Source organism: Rugamonas rivuli (genome assembly GCF_009380165.1).
Taxonomy (GTDB): Bacteria; Pseudomonadota; Gammaproteobacteria; order Burkholderiales; family Burkholderiaceae_D; genus Rugamonas; species Rugamonas rivuli.
In genome coordinates, this window is sequence record NZ_WHUF01000009.1 from 15,165 (window position 1) to 33,787 (window position 18,623).

The 18,623-nt window shown below is 68.4% G+C and carries 6 protein-coding genes; 4 read left to right on the forward strand and 2 right to left on the reverse strand.

The window, feature by feature from the left end; translation table 11 throughout:
- The first annotated feature begins 8 nt into the window (after positions 1–8).
- Together GEV01_RS27000 and GEV01_RS27005 are read left to right on the forward strand one after the other, a co-directional pair.
- Positions 9–992 (forward strand): GlxA family transcriptional regulator, encoded by a 984-nt coding sequence (locus tag GEV01_RS27000; RefSeq protein ID WP_152808945.1) that lies wholly within the window; start codon positions 9–11, stop codon positions 990–992.
- 23 nt (positions 993–1,015) lie between these two features.
- Positions 1,016–1,420 (forward strand): hypothetical protein, encoded by a 405-nt coding sequence (locus GEV01_RS27005; protein WP_152808947.1) that lies wholly within the window; start codon positions 1,016–1,018, stop codon positions 1,418–1,420.
- Here the strand turns inward: GEV01_RS27005 and GEV01_RS27010 are convergent.
- Together GEV01_RS27010 and GEV01_RS27015 are read right to left on the reverse strand one after the other, a co-directional pair.
- Positions 1,387–2,283 (reverse strand): retroviral-like aspartic protease family protein, encoded by an 897-nt coding sequence (locus tag GEV01_RS27010; RefSeq protein WP_152808949.1) that lies wholly within the window; start codon positions 2,281–2,283, stop codon positions 1,387–1,389. The two genes, GEV01_RS27005 and GEV01_RS27010, sit on opposite strands and share 34 nt — an antisense overlap.
- Positions 2,280–3,011 (reverse strand): class I SAM-dependent methyltransferase, encoded by a 732-nt coding sequence (locus GEV01_RS27015; RefSeq protein WP_152808951.1) that lies wholly within the window; start codon positions 3,009–3,011, stop codon positions 2,280–2,282. The genes GEV01_RS27010 and GEV01_RS27015 overlap by 4 nt, the downstream gene beginning before the upstream one ends.
- A gap of 488 nt (positions 3,012–3,499) precedes the next feature.
- Between GEV01_RS27015 and GEV01_RS27020 the strand changes: the two genes are divergently transcribed.
- Complete coding sequence (locus tag GEV01_RS27020) at positions 3,500–10,744, forward strand: heme utilization protein (protein WP_235914603.1); 7,245 nt, start codon at positions 3,500–3,502, stop codon at positions 10,742–10,744.
- 443 nt (positions 10,745–11,187) lie between these two features.
- Positions 11,188–18,465, forward strand: coding sequence for a beta strand repeat-containing protein (locus tag GEV01_RS30875; RefSeq protein WP_175023248.1), 7,278 nt, complete (start codon positions 11,188–11,190; stop codon positions 18,463–18,465).
- The last annotated feature ends 158 nt before the right edge of the window (positions 18,466–18,623 follow it).

Genomic DNA, 18,623 nt, shown 5'->3' on the forward strand with positions numbered 1-18,623 from the left:
TCTGCCATATGAAACCCATCGACATCTGGCTGCTGGTCTACCCCGGCTTCGTGCTGCTGGACGCCACCGGCCCGGCGCAGGTGTTCGCCAGCGCCAACGACGAGGCGCGCGACGCCGGCCTGCCCGAGCCCTATCGCATCCGCATGATCGCGTCCGGCGGCGGGCTGGTGGCGTCCACCGCCGGCGTCAGCGTGATGACGGAGCCGCTGCCCCGGCGCAGCCTGGCAGGATCGACCCTGATCGTGGCCGGCGGCCGCGGCCTCGAACGGGGCGACAGTGCGGCGCTGGAGCCGGCCAATGTGCGCTGGGTGCGGCGCGCGGCGTTGGGCGCAAGCGGCGTGCGCCGTTGCTGCGCGGTGTGCACCGGCGCCTTCGTGCTGGCGCAGGCCGGCCTGCTGCAAGGCCGCAGCGCCGTCACGCACTGGATGGATGCCGCCCAGCTGCAGGCGCAGTATCCGGAGCTGCAGGTGCTGGACGACGCGATCTACGTCAAGGATGGCCCTTACTACACGTCGGCCGGCATCGCCGCCGGCATGGACCTGGCATTGAGCCTGGTCGAGGAAGACCAGGGCCGCGGCGCGGCGCTCGACACGGCCAAGCGGCTGGTGGTGTTCTTCAAGCGCCCCGGCGGCCAGCGCCAGTTCAGCTCCGAGCTGCTGGCCCAGGCCGACCCGCAGGGCTTGCACGGCCAGCTGACCGACTGGCTGCGGCCGCGCCTGAAGCGGCAGATCGACGTCGAGCAGATGGCGGCGGCGTTCGCCGTCTCGGTGCGCACCCTGCACCGGCGGCTGCAGCAGGAGGCGGGCGTGTCGCCGGCCCAGCTGCTGCTGCGGCTGCGGATGGAGGCGGCCTGCGGGCTGCTGGAGCGGCCCGGCATGAGCGTCAAGCGGGCCGCCAGCCAGAGCGGCTTCGGCAACGAGTACAATCTGCGGCGCGCGTTTTCCGCGCAGCTGGGCGTGGTGCCCAGCGCCTACCAGCAGCGCTTCGGCTGAAGCCCGACAACCGGACCATACAGATGATGCAGGAATTCGAGAAGTGGGTGGCGCGCGTGCTGCTGCTCAACAGCGCGCTGGCGCTGGGCGTGAGCCTGGGGCTGCTGGGCGAGCCGCAGCCGGCCGACGCGCTGCCGCTGCTGTACGGCGCGGCCATGCTGGGCTTCCTGTCGGCCGTGCTGTCGCTCAAGCGCTGGAAGCTGGGCCTGTGGGGCGGCGCGCTGTATTACGCGCTGCAGCTGGTCAGCGTCTACCCGTTCGCCGGCGGCTGGCAGTTCGCGGTCAAGGCCGGCGTCAGCATCGGCCTGGTGCTGCGCTTCCACAGCGGCGTGGTGGTGCTCAACCTGGTGGCGCTGGCGCTGCTGGCCGCCACCGCCGCCGTGCTGGCGTGGCGCTACCGCGCGCCGAAGACCTGGCCGCCCAGATAGCTGTAGTAAAAGCGCTGCTGGCTGGCCGACAGCAGCACCCGGTGGGCGCGCAGGAAGTCGCGGCCCAGCAGCATGTCGACATGCTTGATGCCGAACTGCTGGGTGTTGGGGATGTCGGCCAGCGCGATGCGCGGGTTGCCGATGCGCTCCTCGCCGAGGACGAAGCTGTCGAAGGCCGCGCCGGCGGCCACGCCCAGCGCCGCCGCCGTGCCGACATCGACCACCGACTGCTCGGCGCCGGTATCGATCAGCGCGCGCACGGCGCGGCCGTTCAGCTGCACCTGCACATAGGCGGCGCTGTGGCGGTCGCTCAACTCCAGCGGCACGTCCAGCGCCTGCGCATCCCAGTAGGCCAGCGATTTGGCGCCGCACCCCTCGTCGCGGAAGAACTTCAGCTTGCGCTCGGCCAGCGCGATTTCCAGGTCCGACTGCAGCAGGTAGTCGGCGCCCACCATGCCGCCGTAGCCCGGATAGTCGGCGCCGTCGACCACCGGGAACCAGGCGCGCGCCACGCGCGACGGCCCGATCACCACTTCCTCCGGCTGGGCCGCGTACTGCGCGCTGTCGCCGCCCATGCCGCGCACGCGGTTCAGCGTGCGGGTCAGCGGCAACTGCTGGCGGTCCATCTCGGCGCGGGTCAGCAGCGTCCTGGCGGAGCCGGTGTCGACCAGCATGCGCACCGTCCTGCCGTTGACCTGGCCGTCGATGTAGGGCATGCCGGAGGCGGCCTGGATGTTGAGCTCCAGCGCCGCCAGCTCGGTGTAGCGGCAGGCCTGGGCGGCGGGCGCCAGCGACGACAGGGCGGCCAGGGCGGCCCACGTCAGGCCGGCGCCCAGGCGGCGCGGGGCGGAGATGGCGGTCATGGCTTGCGGAAGCGCAGGATGAATTGGTCGGTGTGGGCGCGGATGCCGGTCTCGAACACCCGGGCCGTGCGCGCGTCCTGCGGATTGCGCAGCGCCTGCAATTCGCCGTCCAGCACGAAGCCGGCCGCCAGCACTTCCTGTTTGACCAGCGCCTCGTCGATGCGGTGCAGCCCGGCCATGCCGGCCTCGTCCAGCCCCGCCACGCCGGCATGGTCCAGCACTATATAGTAGCCGCCCGGCTTGAGCGCCGCGAACGCCGCCTTGTTCAGCTCGGCCGTGCCGGCGGCGCCGCCCCAGATGCGGATGTCGTGGTAATTCTGCGACGTCCACACCAGGTCGGCCTTGACCGGCACGTTGAGCGAGGCCGCGCCCACGGTTTCATGGACGTTGGCCCGGCCCGGCTCGGCCGACACCGGCGGCGGCAGCGGCTTGCCCTGCAGGCGGTCGAGCAGCAATTGCGGCGTCACCGCGTACACCGCGCCCTGCGGGCCGACGGCCGTGCTGAACAGCCGGGTGAAGTAGCCGCGGCCGGCGAAGTAATCGACCACCGTCTGCCCCGGCTGCACCTTGGCGAAGGCCAGCATCTCGGCCGGCTTGCGGTCGGCGTCGCGCGCGCGGTCGGCGTCGGGGCGGGTGGCGTCGGCCACGGCGGCGGCGGCCAGCGGCGCCTGGCCGGCGGCGTGGGCGCTGCCCAGGCAGAGCAACAACAATAGCAGTGGCAATTTCATGGCGGCGGATCTCCAGCGTCGGGTGGGGGGGGCGAAACAGCATTATGCACCGGTCATCGTCCGGTCACACAGCCGATGCAAAATATCCGTGTGGATACATTTTCGCTAGCCGGCTTGGCGCCTTGCTTACACATTAAAACAACTTTTTTATAAGATAAATATTCCTTTCCGGGCAGGTTGCGCGGCCGCGACAACACTGAAAAAAATTCTTTTGGGAAATTTAGTGCGATATAATCGCCCTTCTGAAATTCCGTTCAAGCTCCTTTTTCCAGCCGCCGCAGCGAAACTTGATGGTGGAAAAAAAGTTTACTTAATGAAATTCAAAATTCCGTCGTTATGTACAGTACAAGCCGGATTTTTCCCGGCGGCATCATTAAAAAGTTTTTAAAATAGCAACATTATCCATTACAGGGGTCGGATGTCAGGCACAAGCTGACTGTCCGGCTTGCTTTTCGAGCTGACAGCGTAGTACCTCCAGGAGAAATAGTATGAGTTTCGTGACCACCTTTACCACCGAACAACTTGCCACCCTCAGCACTTCCCAGATTCTGACCCTGGCGACTGCCGACATCGCGGCGTTCAATTCGGACCAGTTGGGCGCGTTCACGACCTCGCAAATCCCGGTCTTCACCACCGCCCAGCTGGCCGGCGGCATCACCACCACCCAGGCCGCCTACCTGACCACGCTGCAGATGAGCGTGCTGACCTCGAGCCAGATCGGCGCGCTGCAGACCGCCAGCTTCGCCCTGCTGTCGACCAATGACATCGCCGCGCTGTCGACCTCGGCCATCGGCGGCATCAGCGCCAGCCAGGTCAAGGCGCTGACCACCAACCAGGTCGTCGCGCTGACCAGCAACCAGGCCGCGCAGCTGACCTCGACCCAGGTCGCCGCGCTGAGCACCAACGCCATCGGCGCGCTGGAAACCGGCGACCTGGCCGCGATCAAGACCGCGTCCATCGCCCTGCTGAGCACGGCCCAGGTGGCGGCGCTGAGCACCGCCCAGATCACCTCGCTGTCGACCGGCGCCGTCGCCGCGCTGAGCACGGCCGGCATCGCCGCCCTCAGCACCGACCAGGCCGTCGCGCTGACGTCGTCGGCCATCGCCGCCTTGAGCACGGCCCAGGTGGCCGCGCTGTCGAGCAAGGCGCTGGGCGCCATCGAGACCGCCGACATCGCCGCGCTGTCGACCAACGATATCGCCGCGCTGCGCACCGCCCAGCTGGTCGGCCTGTCGACCGGCCAGGTGGCCGCGCTGTCGACCAACCAGATCGCCGCGCTGAGCGCGGCCGGCGTCGGCGCGCTGTCGACCAACCAGATCGTCGCCCTGACCACCGCCCAGGCCAGCGTGCTGGGCACGGCGCAAGTGGCCGCGCTGTCGTCGAACGCCGTCGCCGCGCTCGAGACCGCCGACTTCGCCGCGCTGTCGACCAACGCCATCGCCGCGCTGAGCTCGGCCCAGATCAAGGCCCTGGGCAGCGACCAGATCGTCGCGCTGACCACCAATGAAGCGGCCGCGCTGAGCGCCATCCAGGTCGCCGCGCTGTCGACCGCCGCCGTGGCCGCGCTGGAAACGGCCGACCTGTCGGCCATCAAGACCGCCGCCATCGCCGCCCTGACCACCGCCCAGGTGGCGGCGCTGACCACCGGCCAGCTGAACTCGCTGGCGACCGCCGCCGTCGCCGCGCTTTCCACTGCCGGCATCGCCGTGCTGTCCACCGACCAGGTGGTGGCGCTGACCTCGGCCCAGCTGAGCAGCCTGGGCACCGCGCAAGTGGCCGCCCTGACCAGCAAGGCCATCGGCGCGATCCAGACCGCCGACCTGGCCGGCCTGTCGACCAACAGCATCGCCGCGCTGCGCAGCGCGCAGCTGGTCGGCCTGACCACCGACCAGGTGGGCGCGCTGTCGACCAACCAGGTGTCGGCGCTGAGCAGCGCCGCCATCGCCGGCCTGACCACCAACCAGATCGTCGCCCTGACCACCGCCCAGGCCAGCGTGCTCTCCACCACCCAGGTGGCCGGCCTGTCGACCAACGCCATCGCCGCGCTGGAGACCGCCGACTTCGCCGCGCTGTCGACCAACGCGGTCGCCTCGCTGAGCACGGCCCAGGTCAAGGCCCTGACCACCAACCAGGTCGTCGCGCTGACCACCAATGAAGCGGCCTCGCTGAGCACCGCCCAGGTGGCCTCGCTGTCGACCAACGCCATCGCCGCGCTGGAAACGGCCGACCTGGCCGCGATCAAGACCGCCGCCATCGCCGCGCTCGGTTCGGCCCAGGTGGCCGCGCTGACCACCGGCCAGGTGAATTCGCTGTCGACCGCCGCCATCGCCGCCCTCAGCACCGCCGGCATCGCCGCGCTGGACACCGAACAAGTGGTCGCGCTGACCTCGGCGCAGATCGGCACGCTCTCCACCGGCCAGGTGGCCGCGCTGAGCAGCAAAGCCATCGGCGCCATCGAGACCGCCGACCTGGCCGGCCTGTCGACCAACAGCATCGCCGCGCTGCGCAGCAGCCAGCTGGCCGGCCTGACCACCGACCAGGTGGGCGCGCTGTCGACCAACCAGATCGCCGCGCTGAGCACCGCCGCCGTGGCCGGCCTGACCACCAACCAGATCGTCGCGCTGACCACCACCCAGGCCAGCGTGCTGTCCACCGCGCAAGTGGCCGGCCTGTCGACCAACGCCATCGCCGCGCTGGAGACCGCCGACTTCGCCGCACTGCGTTCGGACGCCATCGCCGCGCTGACCGTCAACCAGGTCAAGGCGCTGACCACCAACCAGGTCGTCGCCCTGACCACCGGCGAAGCCGCCGCGCTGAGCACCGCGCAAGTGGCCGCGCTGACGACCAACGCGATCGCCGCGCTGGAAACGGCCGACCTGTCGGCCATCAAGACCGCCGCCATCGCCGCGCTGGGCACCGCCCAGGTCGTCGCGCTGACCACCGGCCAGGTGAGCAGCCTGGGCACCGCCGCCATCGCCGCGCTGAGCACCGCCGGCATCGCCGTCTTGAGCACCAACCAGGTTGCCGCGCTGAGCTCGGCCCAGATCAACAGCCTGGGCACCGCGCAAGTGGCCGCGCTGTCGTCCAACGCCATCGGCGCGATCCAGACCGCCGACCTGGCCGGCCTGTCGACCAACGACATCGCCGCGCTGCGCAGCAGCCAGCTGGCCGGCCTGACCACCGACCAGGTGGGCGTGCTGTCGACCAACCAGATCGTCGCGCTGACCACCGCCGCCGTCGCCGGCCTGACCACCGCGCAAATCGTCGCCCTGACCACGACCCAGGCCAGCGTGCTGTCCACCGCGCAAGTGGCGGCGCTGACCACCAACGCCATTGCCGCGCTGGAGACCGCCGACTTCGCCGCGCTGCGTTCGGACGCCATCGCCGCGCTGACCGTTAACCAGGTCAAGGCCCTGACCACCAACCAGGTCGTCGCGCTGACCACCGGCGAAGCCGCCGCGCTGAGCACCGCGCAAGTGGCCGCGCTGTCGACCAACGCCATCGCCGCGCTGGAAACGGCCGACCTGTCGGCCATCAAGACCGCCGCCATCGCCGCGCTGGGTTCGGCCCAGATCGCCGCGCTGACCACCACCCAGGTCAACACCCTGGCCACCGCCTCGGTCGCCGCGCTCTCCACCGCCGGCATCGCCGCGCTGTCCACCAACCAGGTGGTCGCCCTCACTTCGGCCCAGGTCGCCAGCATGAGCACTGCGCAAATCGCCGCGCTCAGCGCCAACAGCATCGGCGCCATCGAGACCGCCGACCTGGCCGGCCTGAGCAGCAACGACATCGCCGCGCTGCGCACTGCCCAATTGGCCGGCCTGTCCACCGACCAGGTGGCCGCACTGTCGACCGCCCAGTTCGCCGCGCTGAGCAGCGCCCAGGTGGCCGGCCTGTCGACCAACCAGATCGTCGCGCTGACCACCACCCAGGCCAGCGTGCTGAGCGCCGCGCAAGCGGCCGGCCTGACCAGCAACGGCATCGCCGCGCTGGAGACCGCCGACTTCGCCGCCTTGTCGACCAACGCCATCGCCGCGCTGAGCGCCAACCAGGTCAAGGCGCTGACCACCAACCAGATCGTTGCGCTGAGCACCAATGAAGCGGCCGCGCTGGGCACCGCCCAAGTGGCGGCGCTGACCAGCAACGCCATCGCCGCGCTGGAAACGGCCGACCTGGCCGCGATCAAGACCGCCGCCATCGCCGTGCTGGGCACCGGCCAGGTCATGGCGCTGACCACCGGCCAGGTGAGCAGCCTGGGCACCGCCGCCATCGCCGCGCTGAGCACGGCCGGCATCGCCGTCTTGAGCACCAACCAGGTTGCCGCGCTGAGCTCGGCCCAGATCAACAGCCTGGGCACCGCGCAAGTGGCCGCGCTGTCGTCCAACGCCATCGGCGCCATCCAGACCGCCGACCTGGCCGGCCTGTCGACCAATGACATCGCCGCGCTGCGCAGCAGCCAGCTGGCCGGCCTGACCACCGACCAGGTGGGCGTGCTGTCGACCAACCAGATCGTCGCGCTGACCACCGCCGCCGTCGCCGGCCTGACCACCGCGCAGATCGTCGCGCTGACCACCACCCAGGCCAGCGTGCTGTCCACCGCGCAAGTGGCGGCGCTGACCACCAACGCCATCGCCGCGCTGGAGACCGCCGACTTCGCCGCGCTGCGTTCGGACGCCATCGCCGCGCTGAGCGTCAACCAGGTCAAGGCCCTGACCACCAACCAGGTCGTCGCCCTGACCACCGGCGAAGCCGCCGCGCTGAGCACCGCGCAAGTGGCCGCGCTGTCGACCAACGCCATCGCCGCGCTGGAAACGGCCGACCTGTCGGCCATCAAGACCGCCGCCATCGCCGTGCTGGGCTCGGCCCAGGTCGCCGCGCTGACCACCACCCAGGTCAACACCCTGGCCACCGCCTCGGTCGCCGCGCTGAGCACGGCCGGCATCGCCGCGCTGTCGACCAACCAGGTGGTGGCGCTGACCTCGGCCCAGATCGCCAGCATGAGCACCGCGCAAATCGCCGCGCTCAGCGCCAACGGCGTCGGCGCCATCGAGACCGCCGACCTGGCCGGCCTGAGCAGCAACGACATCGCCGCGCTGCGCACCGCCCAGCTGGCCGGCCTGTCCACCGACCAGGTGGCCGCACTGTCGACCGCCCAGTTCGCCGCGCTGACCAGCGCCCAGGTCGCCGCGCTGTCGACCAACCAGATCGTCGCCCTGACCACCACCCAGGCCAGCGTGATGACCACCGCCCAGGTGGCCGGCCTGACCAGCAACGGCATCGCCGCGCTGGAAACCGCCGACTTCGCCGCCTTGTCGACCAACGCCGTCGCCGCGCTGAGCGCCAACCAGGTCAAGGCCCTGACCACCAACCAGGTGGTGGCGCTGAGCACCACCGAAGCGGCCGCGCTGAGCACCGCGCAAGTGGCGGCGCTGACCAGCAACGCCATCGCCGCGCTGGAAACGGCCGACCTGGCCGCGATCAAGACCGCCGCCATTAACGTGCTGAGCACCGGCCAGGTCATGGCCCTGACCACCGGCCAGGTCAGCGCGCTGGCGACCGCCGCCATCGCCGCGCTGAACACCGCCGGCATCGCCGTGCTGTCCACCAACCAGGTGGTCGCGCTCGGTTCGGCGCAGATCGCCAGCCTGGGCACCGCGCAAGTGGCCGCGCTGTCGTCCAACGCCATCGGCGCGATCCAGACCGCCGACCTGGCCGGCCTGTCCACCGGCCACATCGCCGCGCTGCGCACCGCCCAGCTGGCCGGCCTGACCACCGACCAGGTGGGCGCGCTGTCGACCGGCCAGATCCTGGCGCTGTCGTCGGCCGCGCTGGCCGCGCTGTCCACCAACCAGATCGTCGCGCTGTCCACCACCCAGGCCAGCGTGCTGACCGCCGCGCAAGTGGCCGGCCTGACCAGCAACGGCATCGCCGCGCTGGAAACCGCCGACTTCGCCGCGCTGTCGACCAACGCCATCGCCGCGCTGAGCGCCAGCCAGCTCAAGGCGCTGACCACCAACCAGGTCGTCGCCCTGACCACCGGCGAAGCCGCCGCGCTGGGCACCGCCCAGGTGGTGGCGCTGACCGCCAACGCCATCGCCGCGCTGGAAACGGCCGACCTGTCGGCGATCAAGACGGCCGCCATCGCCGCCCTGACCACCGCCCAGGTCGCCGCACTGACGACCACCCAGGTCAACACCCTGGCCACCGCCTCGCTGGCGGCGCTGAGCACGGCCGGCATCGCCGCGCTGTCGACCAACCAGGTGGTGGCGCTGACGTCGGCCCAGGTGGCCGCGCTGAGCACCGCGCAAGTGGTGGCGCTGAGCACCGCCAGCATCGGCGCGATCGAGACGGCCGACCTGGCCGGCCTGTCGACCGCCGACGTCGCCGCGCTGCGCACCGCCCAGCTGGCCGGCCTGTCCACCACCCAGGTCAGCGTGCTGAGCACCGCCCAGATCGCCGCGCTGGCCACCTCGGCCTTCTCGGCCGGCCTGAGCACCGCGCAAATCGCCGCCCTGACCACCGCCCAGGCCGTATCGCTGAGCGCCGCGCAAGTGACCGCGCTGTCGACCCGGAACGTCGCCGCGCTGGCCACCGCCAGCATCGCCGCCTTCTCGACCGCCGAGATCGGCGCGCTGACCACCGTCCAGCTGGGCGCGCTGAGCTCCGACCAGGGCGTGGCGCTGACCTCGGCCCAGGTGGCCGCGCTGACCGCCGCCCAAGTGGTGGGCCTGTCGACCACCGCCCTGGCGGCGCTGGAAACGGCCGACCTGGTGGCGCTGGGCACCAACGCGGTCGCCGCGCTGAGCACCCGTCAGATCGCCAGCCTGCGCACCGCGGAAATCGCCGCGCTGACCACCAACCAGGTGCACGCGCTGACCTCGATGCAGCTGCACGCGATGACCAGCGACCAGATCCACGCGATGAGCACCGACCAGACCCATGCGCTGTCCTACCTGACCCCGATCGTGCTGGACTTGAACGGCAACGGCGTGCAGACCACCGCACTGGGCCAGGGCGTGCAGTTCGACCTGCTGGCCAACGGCAACAAGGTCAACACCGGCTGGACCGCCGGCGGCGACGGCTTGCTGGCGCTGGACCGCAACCACGACGGCATCATCAACGACGGTAGCGAGTTGTTCGGTTCGGGCACCACGCTGGCCAACGGCCAGAAGGCGGCCACCGGCTACGAAGCGATGGCCGAACTGGACACCAACGGCGACGGCGTGATCGACGCCAAGGACAGCGCCTTCGCCGACCTGCGCGTCTGGGTCGACGGCAACGCCGACGGCGTCAGCCAGGCCGACGAGCTCAAATCGCTGAAGGACCTGGGCATCACCAAGCTGAACCTGGATGTCAAGAAGGATGGCGCCGTCAACAACGGCAACATCCTCGGCTTGAGCTCGACCTTCGAGACGGCCGACGGCGCCACCCACGCGGCGGCCGACGTGTGGTTCGCCACCACGCCGACCAGCAACCTGAGCGGCAACGTCAGCGGCCTGGCCCAGGCGCTGTCCAGCTTTGCCGGCAACGCCGCGGCAACGCCGGCGGCGGCCAAGCTGGAACAGCCGGGTAGCGGCGTCAGCGGCAACGTGGCGCAGCTGGCCGGGGCGATCAAGCAGTTCAGCGACAAGCCGCTGGGCGCGGAAAACCAGGCGGCCACCGACAGCGAGCTGCGCCTCAAAGCGCTGCAAGCGCAAGGCGGCCACGGCTTCCTGGCTTCACCGGGCAAGTAATACGACATAGCAGTGATCAACGGCAGGGCGCAAGCCCTGCCGTTTTACCCTCCGGGCCCGGGTTTTATGATGCAATCTGGAAAAGTTGGCCCGTTTTTTGCATTGCACTCAGTAAATAAAAAGACTTAATGCGGTAAGCAAAAAAGTCGCTTTGTACGATCAGGGCGGCTGCCGGCGCTAAATTTTGCTCCCGATTAAACGAAACTATGTGATGCCTCAAGGCCATATAAATGTTAACGGGGGGCAAAATCTTGGCGCTGGGATCTAAAGTTGGCTTCGATATTGACGTTAAGAACTAAAGTGCGACGCTTTTCTCGCGTTTAGCTCAGGCATTTCAGAAATAAAATCGCTGGTAATACCCAATTTGACGTTGGAGCCTAGGGGAAAAGTCCCTGCCGGCTCCGATATTTGTCTGTCTAGAACTGTGCAGTGCCCCAAGGAGAATGGAAATGAGCCTCGTAACAAGCATGAGTACCGACCAGATTGCAGCTCTGTCGACCCAAACAATTGCTGCTCTCGCGACTTCTGATATTGTTGCGCTCAATTCGGCACAGACCCGGGCACTGACCACGGATCAGACCGCTGCGCTGACGACCTCGCAGATCACCGCACTGACCACCAAACAATTGTCGAACGGCTTGACCACCGACCAGATCGTGGCGCTGACGTCGAACCAGGTAGGCGTGCTGAGCTCGGCTCAGTTCAACGCGCTGGCGACCGAGTCCATCGTCGCCCTGGAAACGGCCGACTTCGCCGCGCTGCGCACCGCCACCATCGCCGGCATCACCACCGCCCAGATGTCGGTCGTCACGACCGACCAGATCGTCGCGCTGACCACCGCGCAGGCGGCCGCGCTGACCAGCACCCAGGTCATGGGCTTGAGCACCAACGCCGTCGTGGCGCTGGAATCGGCCGACCTGATCGCGCTGAAGACGGCGGCGATCGCCGCGCTGACCACCGCGCAGTTCACCTCGCTGACCACCGACCAGATCACCAACCTGACCACCGCGCAAGTGAGCGCGCTGAGCACCGCCGACCTGGCGTCCGGCCTGACCACCAACCAGATCGTCGCGATGAGCTCGGCCCAGCTGTCGCTGCTGAGCAGCAACCAGTTCGGCGCGCTGACCACCACCGCCGTCGCCGCCATCGAGACCAACGACCTGGTCGCGATCAAGACCAGCATCATCGCCTCGCTGAAGACCGCGCAACTGGCGTCGCTGACCACCGACCAGCTGTCCAACCTGACCACCGCCCAGATCGCATCGATCAGCACCGCCAATATGCAGGCGCTGACCACCGACCAGGTGGTCGCGCTGTCGTCGCAGCAAGTCGGCACGCTGAGCTCGGCCCAAGTGGCCGCCATGAGCACGCTGAACATCGCCACCATCGAAACGGCCGACATCGGTTCGCTGAAAACCTCCGCCATCGCCGCGCTGAGCGTCAACCAGGCCAAGGCCCTGACCACCGACCAGATCGTCGCGCTGGGTTCGGCCCAGATCGGCTCGCTGACCAGCGCCCAGGTCGCCGCGATGAGCAGCACCCAGATCGCCGCGATTGAAACGGCCGACATCGGTTCGCTGAAGACCGCCGCCATCGCCGCCTTCACCACGCAGCAGACCGCCGCGCTGACCACCGACCAGATCGGCGCGATGAGCACCGCGCAATTCGCCGCGATGACCCTGGCCAACCTGACCTCGGGCTTGACCACCGACCAGATCGTCGCGATGACTTCGAACCAGTTCGGCGCCTTCAGCACCGCCCAGTTCGGCGCGCTGACGACCACCGACATCGCCGCCATCGAAACGGCCGACATCGTCGGCCTGAAGACCTCGATCATCGCCGCGCTGAAGACCGGCCAACTGGCGGCGCTGACCACCGACCAGCTGTCCAACCTGACCACCGCGCAGATCGCCGCCATCACCACGGCCAATATCCAGGCCTTGACCACCGACCAGGTCGTCGCACTGTCGTCGCAACAGGTCGGCACGCTGAGCTCGGCTCAAGTGGCCGCCATGAGCACGCTGGACATCGCCACCATCGAAACGGCCGACATCGGCGCGCTGAAAACCGCCGCCATCGCCGCGCTGAGCGTCAACCAGGCCAAGGCCCTGACCACCGACCAGATCGTCGCGCTGGGTTCGGCCCAGATCGGTTCGCTGACCAGCGCCCAGGTCGCCGCGATGAGCAGCACCCAGATCGCCGCGATTGAAACGGCCGACATCGGCGCGCTGAAGACCGCCGCCGTCGCCGCCTTCACCACGCAGCAGACCGCCGCGCTGACCACCGACCAGATCAGCGCCATGGGCACCGCGCAGTTCGCCGCGATGACCACCGCCAACCTGGCGTCCGGCCTGACCACCGACCAGATCGTGGCCATGACCTCGAACCAGTTCGGCGCCTTCAACACCGCCCAGTTCAGCGCGCTGTCGACCACCGACATCGCCGCCATCGAAACGGCCGACATCGTCGGCCTGAAGACCTCGATCATCGCCGCGCTGAAGACCGGCCAACTGGCGGCGCTGACCACCGACCAGCTGTCCAACCTGACCACGTCGCAGATTTCCGCGATCACCACGGCCAACATCCAGGCCCTGACCACCGACCAGGTCGTCGCGCTGTCGTCGCTGCAGATCGGCACGCTGAGCTCGGCCCAGGTCGCCGCCATGAGCACGCTGGACATCGCCACCATCGAAACGGCCGACATCGGTTCGCTGAAAACCGCCGCCATCGCCGCGCTGTCGACCAACCAGGCCAAGGCCCTGACCACCGACCAGATCGTCGCACTGGGCTCGGGCCAGATCGGCGCGCTCACCAGCACCCAGGTCGGCGCGATGACCAGCACCCAGATCGCCGCGATTGAAACGGCCGATATCGGCGCGCTGAAAACCGCCGCCATCGCCGCCTTCACCACGCAGCAGACCGCCGCGCTGACCACCGACCAGATCACCGTGATGGGCACCGCGCAGTTCGCCGCGATGACCACCGCCAACCTGGCGTCCGGCCTGACCACCGACCAGATCGTCGCGATGAGCTCGAACCAGTTCGGCGCCCTCAACACCGCGCAATTCAGCGCGCTGTCGACCACCGACATCGCCGCCATTGAAACGGCCGACATCATCGGCCTGAAGACGTCGATCATCGCCGCGCTGAAAACCGGCCAACTGGCGGCGCTGACCACCGACCAGCTGTCCAACCTGACCACGGCGCAGATTTCCGCGATCACCACGGCCAATATCCAGGCCCTGACCACCGACCAGGTCGTCGCGCTGTCGTCGCTGCAAGTCGGCGCGCTGAGCTCGGCCCAGGTCGCGGCCATGAGCACGCTGGACATCGCCACCATCGAAACGGCCGACATCGGTTCGCTGAAAACCGCCGCCATCGCCGGCCTGTCGACCGGCCAGGCCAAGGCCTTGACGACCGACCAGATCGTCGCGCTGGGTTCGGCCCAGATCGGCGCGCTCACCAGCGCCCAGGTCGGCGCGATGAGCAGCACCCAGATCGCCGCGATTGAAACGGCCGACATCGGCGCGCTGAAAACCGCCGCCATCGCCGCCTTCACCACGCAGCAGACCGCCGCGCTGACCACCGACCAGATCACCGCCCTGGGCACCGCGCAATTCGCCGCGATGACCACCGCCAACCTGGCCTCGGGCTTGACGACCGACCAGATCGTCGCGATGAACTCCAACCAGTTCGGCGCCCTCAACACCGCGCAATTCAGCGCGCTGTCGACCACCGACATCGCCGCCATCGAAACGGCCGACATCGTGGGCCTGAAGACCTCGATCATCGCCGCGCTGAAGACCGGCCAACTGGCGGCGCTGACCACCGACCAGCTGTCCAACCTGACCACGTCGCAGATTTCCGCGATCACCACGGCCAATATCCAGGCCCTGACCACCGACCAGGTCGTCGCACTGTCGTCGCTGCAAGTCGGCGCGCTGAGCTCGGCCCAGGTAGCGGCCATGAGCACGCTGGACATCGCCACCATCGAAACGGCCGACATCGGTTCGCTGAAAACCGCCGCCATCGCCGCGCTGTCGACCAACCAGGCCAAGGCCTTGACCACCGACCAGATCGTCGCACTGGGCTCGGGCCAGATCGGCGCGCTCACCAGCGCCCAGGTCGGCGCGATGAGCAGCACCCAGATCGCCGCGATTGAAACGGCCGACCTCGGCGCGCTGAAGACCGCCGCCATCGCCGCCTTCACCACGCAGCAGACCGCCGCGCTGACCACCGACCAGATCACCGTGCTGAGCACCGCGCAATTCGCCGCGATGACCACCGCCAACCTGGCCTCGGGTCTGACCACCGACCAGATCGTCGCGATGAGCTCGGCGCAGTTCGGCGCCCTGAACTCCAACCAGTTCGGCGCGCTGTCGACCACCGACATCGCCGCCATCGAAACGGCCGATATCGTGGGCTTGAAAACCGCTATCATCGCTTCGCTGAAGACCGGCCAACTGGCGGCGCTGACCACCGACCAGCTGTCCAACCTGACCACCGCGCAGATCGCCGCGATCACCACGGCCAACATCCAGGCCCTGACCACCGACCAGGTCGTCGCACTGTCGTCGCAACAGGTAGGCGCGCTGAGCTCGGCTCAAGTGGCCGCCCTGAGCACGCTGAACATCGCCACCATCGAAACGGCCGACATCGGCGCGCTGAAAACCTCGGCCATCGGCGCACTGTCGACCGGCCAGGCCAAGGCCCTGACCACCGACCAGATCGTCGCGCTGGGTTCGGCACAGATCGGCGCGCTGAACAGCCTGCAGATCGGCTCGATGACCAGCACCCAGGTCGCCGCGATTGAAACGGCCGACATCGGCGCGCTGAAAACCGCCGTCATCGCCGCCCTGAGCACGCAGCAGACCGCCGCGCTGACCACCGACCAGATCACCGCCCTGAGCACCGGCCAGTTCGCCGCGATGACCACCGCCAACCTGGCTTCGGGTCTGACCACCGACCAGATCGTCGCGATGAGCTCGGCCCAGTTCGGCGCCCTGAGCTCCAACCAGTTCGGCGCGCTGTCGACGCTGGACATCGCCGCCATCGAAACGGCCGATATCGTGGGCCTGAAAACCGCTATCATCGCTTCGCTGAAGACCGGCCAACTGGCGGCGCTGACCACCGACCAGCTGTCCAACCTGACCACCGGCCAGATCGCCGCCATCACCACGGCCAACATCCAGGCCCTGACCACCGACCAGATCGTCGCCCTGGCGTCGCAACAGGTAGGCGCGCTGAGCTCGGCTCAAGTGGCCGCCCTGAGCACGCTGAACATCGCCACCATCGAAACGGCCGACATCGGCGCGCTGAAAACCTCGGCCATCGGCGCACTGTCGACCGGCCAGGCCAAGGCCCTGACCACCGACCAGATCGTTGCGCTGGGTTCGGGCCAGATCGGCGCGCTGACCAGCCTGCAGATCGGTTCCATGACCAGCACCCAGATCGCCGCGATTGAAACGGCCGACATCGGCGCGCTGAAAACCGCCGCCATCGCCGCCTTCACCACGCAGCAGACCGCCGCGCTGACCACCGACCAGATCGGCGCCATGAGCACCGCGCAGTTCGCCGCGATGACCACCGCCAACCTGGCCTCGGGCCTGACCACCGACCAGATCGTCGCGATGAGCTCGGTGCAGTTCGGCGCCCTGAACTCCAACCAGTTCGGCGCGCTGTCGACCACCGACATCGCCGCGATCGAAACGGCCGACATCGTGGGCTTGAAAACCGCTATCATCGCCGCGCTGAAGACCGGCCAACTGGCGGCGCTGACCACCGACCAGCTGTCCAACCTGACCACCGGCCAGATCGCCGCCATCACCACGGCCAACATCCAGGCCCTGACCACCGACCAGGTCGTCGCGCTGAGCTCGCTGCAAATCGGCACCCTGAGCTCGGCTCAAGTGGCCGCCCTGAGCACGCTGGACGTCGCCACCATCGAAACGGCCGACATCGGCGCGCTGAAAACCTCGGCCATCGGCGCACTGTCGACCGGCCAGGCCAAGGCCCTGACCACCGACCAGATCGTCGCGCTGGGTTCGGCACAGATCGGCGCGCTGACCAGCCTGCAGATCGGTTCCATGACCAGCACCCAGGTCGCCGCGATTGAAACGGCCGACATCGGCGCGCTGAAAACCGCCGTCATCGCCGCCCTGAGCACGCAGCAGGTGGCCGGCCTGACGACCGACCAGATCGGCGCGCTGAGCACCGCCCAGCTCGCCGCGATGACCACCGCCAACCTGGCTTCCGGCCTGACCACGGATCAAGTGGTGGCGCTGACGTCCAGCCAGCTGGCCGTGCTGAGCACCGCACAGGTCAACGCGCTGACCACCAACGATATCGCCGCCATCGAAACGGCCGACATCGGTGCGCTGAAAACCTCGGTCATCTCGACCCTGCGTTCGGCCCAGGTCGCCGCACTGACCACCGACCAGATCTCGGTACTGAGCACCGGCCAGATCGCCGCCCTGAGCACCGCCAACCTGTCGTCGGCGCTCAGCACCGACCAGGCCGTGGCGCTGACCACGACCCAGGTCGCGGTACTGAGCTCGGCTCAACTGAGCTCGCTGACCACCAACGCCATCGCGGCGCTGGGCACGGAAGACATCACCGTGCTGCGCACCTCGGTGCTGTCGGGTCTGCAGACCGCCCAGGTGGCCGCGCTGACGACCGACCAGATCGTCGCGCTGTCGAGCCAGCAGGTTGCTGTGCTGAGCTCGAACCAGGTCAAGGCCCTGTCGACCAACCAGATCGCCGCCATCGAAACGGCCGACCTGGTGGGCATGAAGTCCGGCGCGATTGCCGCGCTGAGCACTTCGCAGATCCGCGCCCTGACGACCGACCAGATCCACGCGCTGACCACGCAGCAAGTCTGCTCGATCACCAGCGCCCAGGTGCCTGGCCTGTCGACCGACCAGATCGCCGCGCTGCCTTCGCCACTGGGTACGCCGATCGTGCTGGACCTGAACAACAACGGCATCAACACCCTGGGCCTGTCGGCTGGCGTGAACTTCGATCTGAATGCCACCGGCACCAAGGTCAACACCGGCTGGGTGGGCGGCGGCGACGGCCTGCTGGCCCTGGACCGCAACCATGACGGCGTCATCAACGACGGCGGCGAGTTGTTCGGTTCGGGCACCACGCTGGCCAACGGTCAGAAAGCGACCAACGGCTACAGCGCACTGGCTGAGCTCGACACCAACCACGACGGTGTCATCGACGCCAAGGACAGCGCCTACGCCGACCTGCGTGTCTGGGTCGACGGCAACGCCGACGGTGTCAGCCAGGCCGACGAGCTGAAGTCGCTGAAGGATCTGGGCATCACCAAGCTGAACCTGGACGCCAAGGAAAACGCCTCGCTCAACAACGGCAACATCGTCGGCATCACCTCGACCTACGAGACCGCCGACGGCGCCAGCCACGCGGCAGCGGACGTCTGGTTCCAGACCGGCGCGGCGACCACCAGCCTGACCTCCTCGGTCAGCGGCCTGGCCTCGGCGATGTCGAGCTTCGATGCGGCGGCGGCAGCGACCACCGGCGCGACCAAGCTGGAAGTGCCGAACAGCGTCAACACCGCGGTGGCGGCGATGGCCGATGCGATCAGCAGCTACGACAACAAGCTGACCGCGACGACCAGCCAGGCTGCCAGCGAGGAAACGCTGCGACTCAAAGCGCTGCAGGGCGGCAACCACCAGGGCTTCCTGGCTACCAAGTAAGCACTCAGCTAGCCGCTTCCTGAACGGAAGTAAGAGCGGCAAGGCCTGCGGGCCTTGCCGCTTTTTTTTATGCCCCGAACAGGTTGGTAAACCGGGCTGTGTTTCTACAACACAAAAAGCTCCGGGAAGTACCCCACTGGGTTAGAATCCGAAGGCTG

Excerpts from the sequence above, each read along its gene's own strand:
- GEV01_RS30875 (WP_175023248.1), top strand. The coding sequence starts at position 11,188 with ATGGAAATGAGCCTCGTAACAAGCATGAGTACCGACCAGATTGCAGCT.
- GEV01_RS27015 (WP_152808951.1), bottom strand. The coding sequence starts at position 3,011 with ATGAAATTGCCACTGCTATTGTTGTTGCTCTGCCTGGGCAGCGCCCAC.
- GEV01_RS27000 (WP_152808945.1), top strand. The coding sequence starts at position 9 with ATGAAACCCATCGACATCTGGCTGCTGGTCTACCCCGGCTTCGTGCTG.
- GEV01_RS27020 (WP_235914603.1), top strand. The coding sequence starts at position 3,500 with ATGAGTTTCGTGACCACCTTTACCACCGAACAACTTGCCACCCTCAGC.
- GEV01_RS27005 (WP_152808947.1), top strand. The coding sequence starts at position 1,016 with ATGATGCAGGAATTCGAGAAGTGGGTGGCGCGCGTGCTGCTGCTCAAC.
- GEV01_RS27010 (WP_152808949.1), bottom strand. The coding sequence starts at position 2,283 with ATGACCGCCATCTCCGCCCCGCGCCGCCTGGGCGCCGGCCTGACGTGG.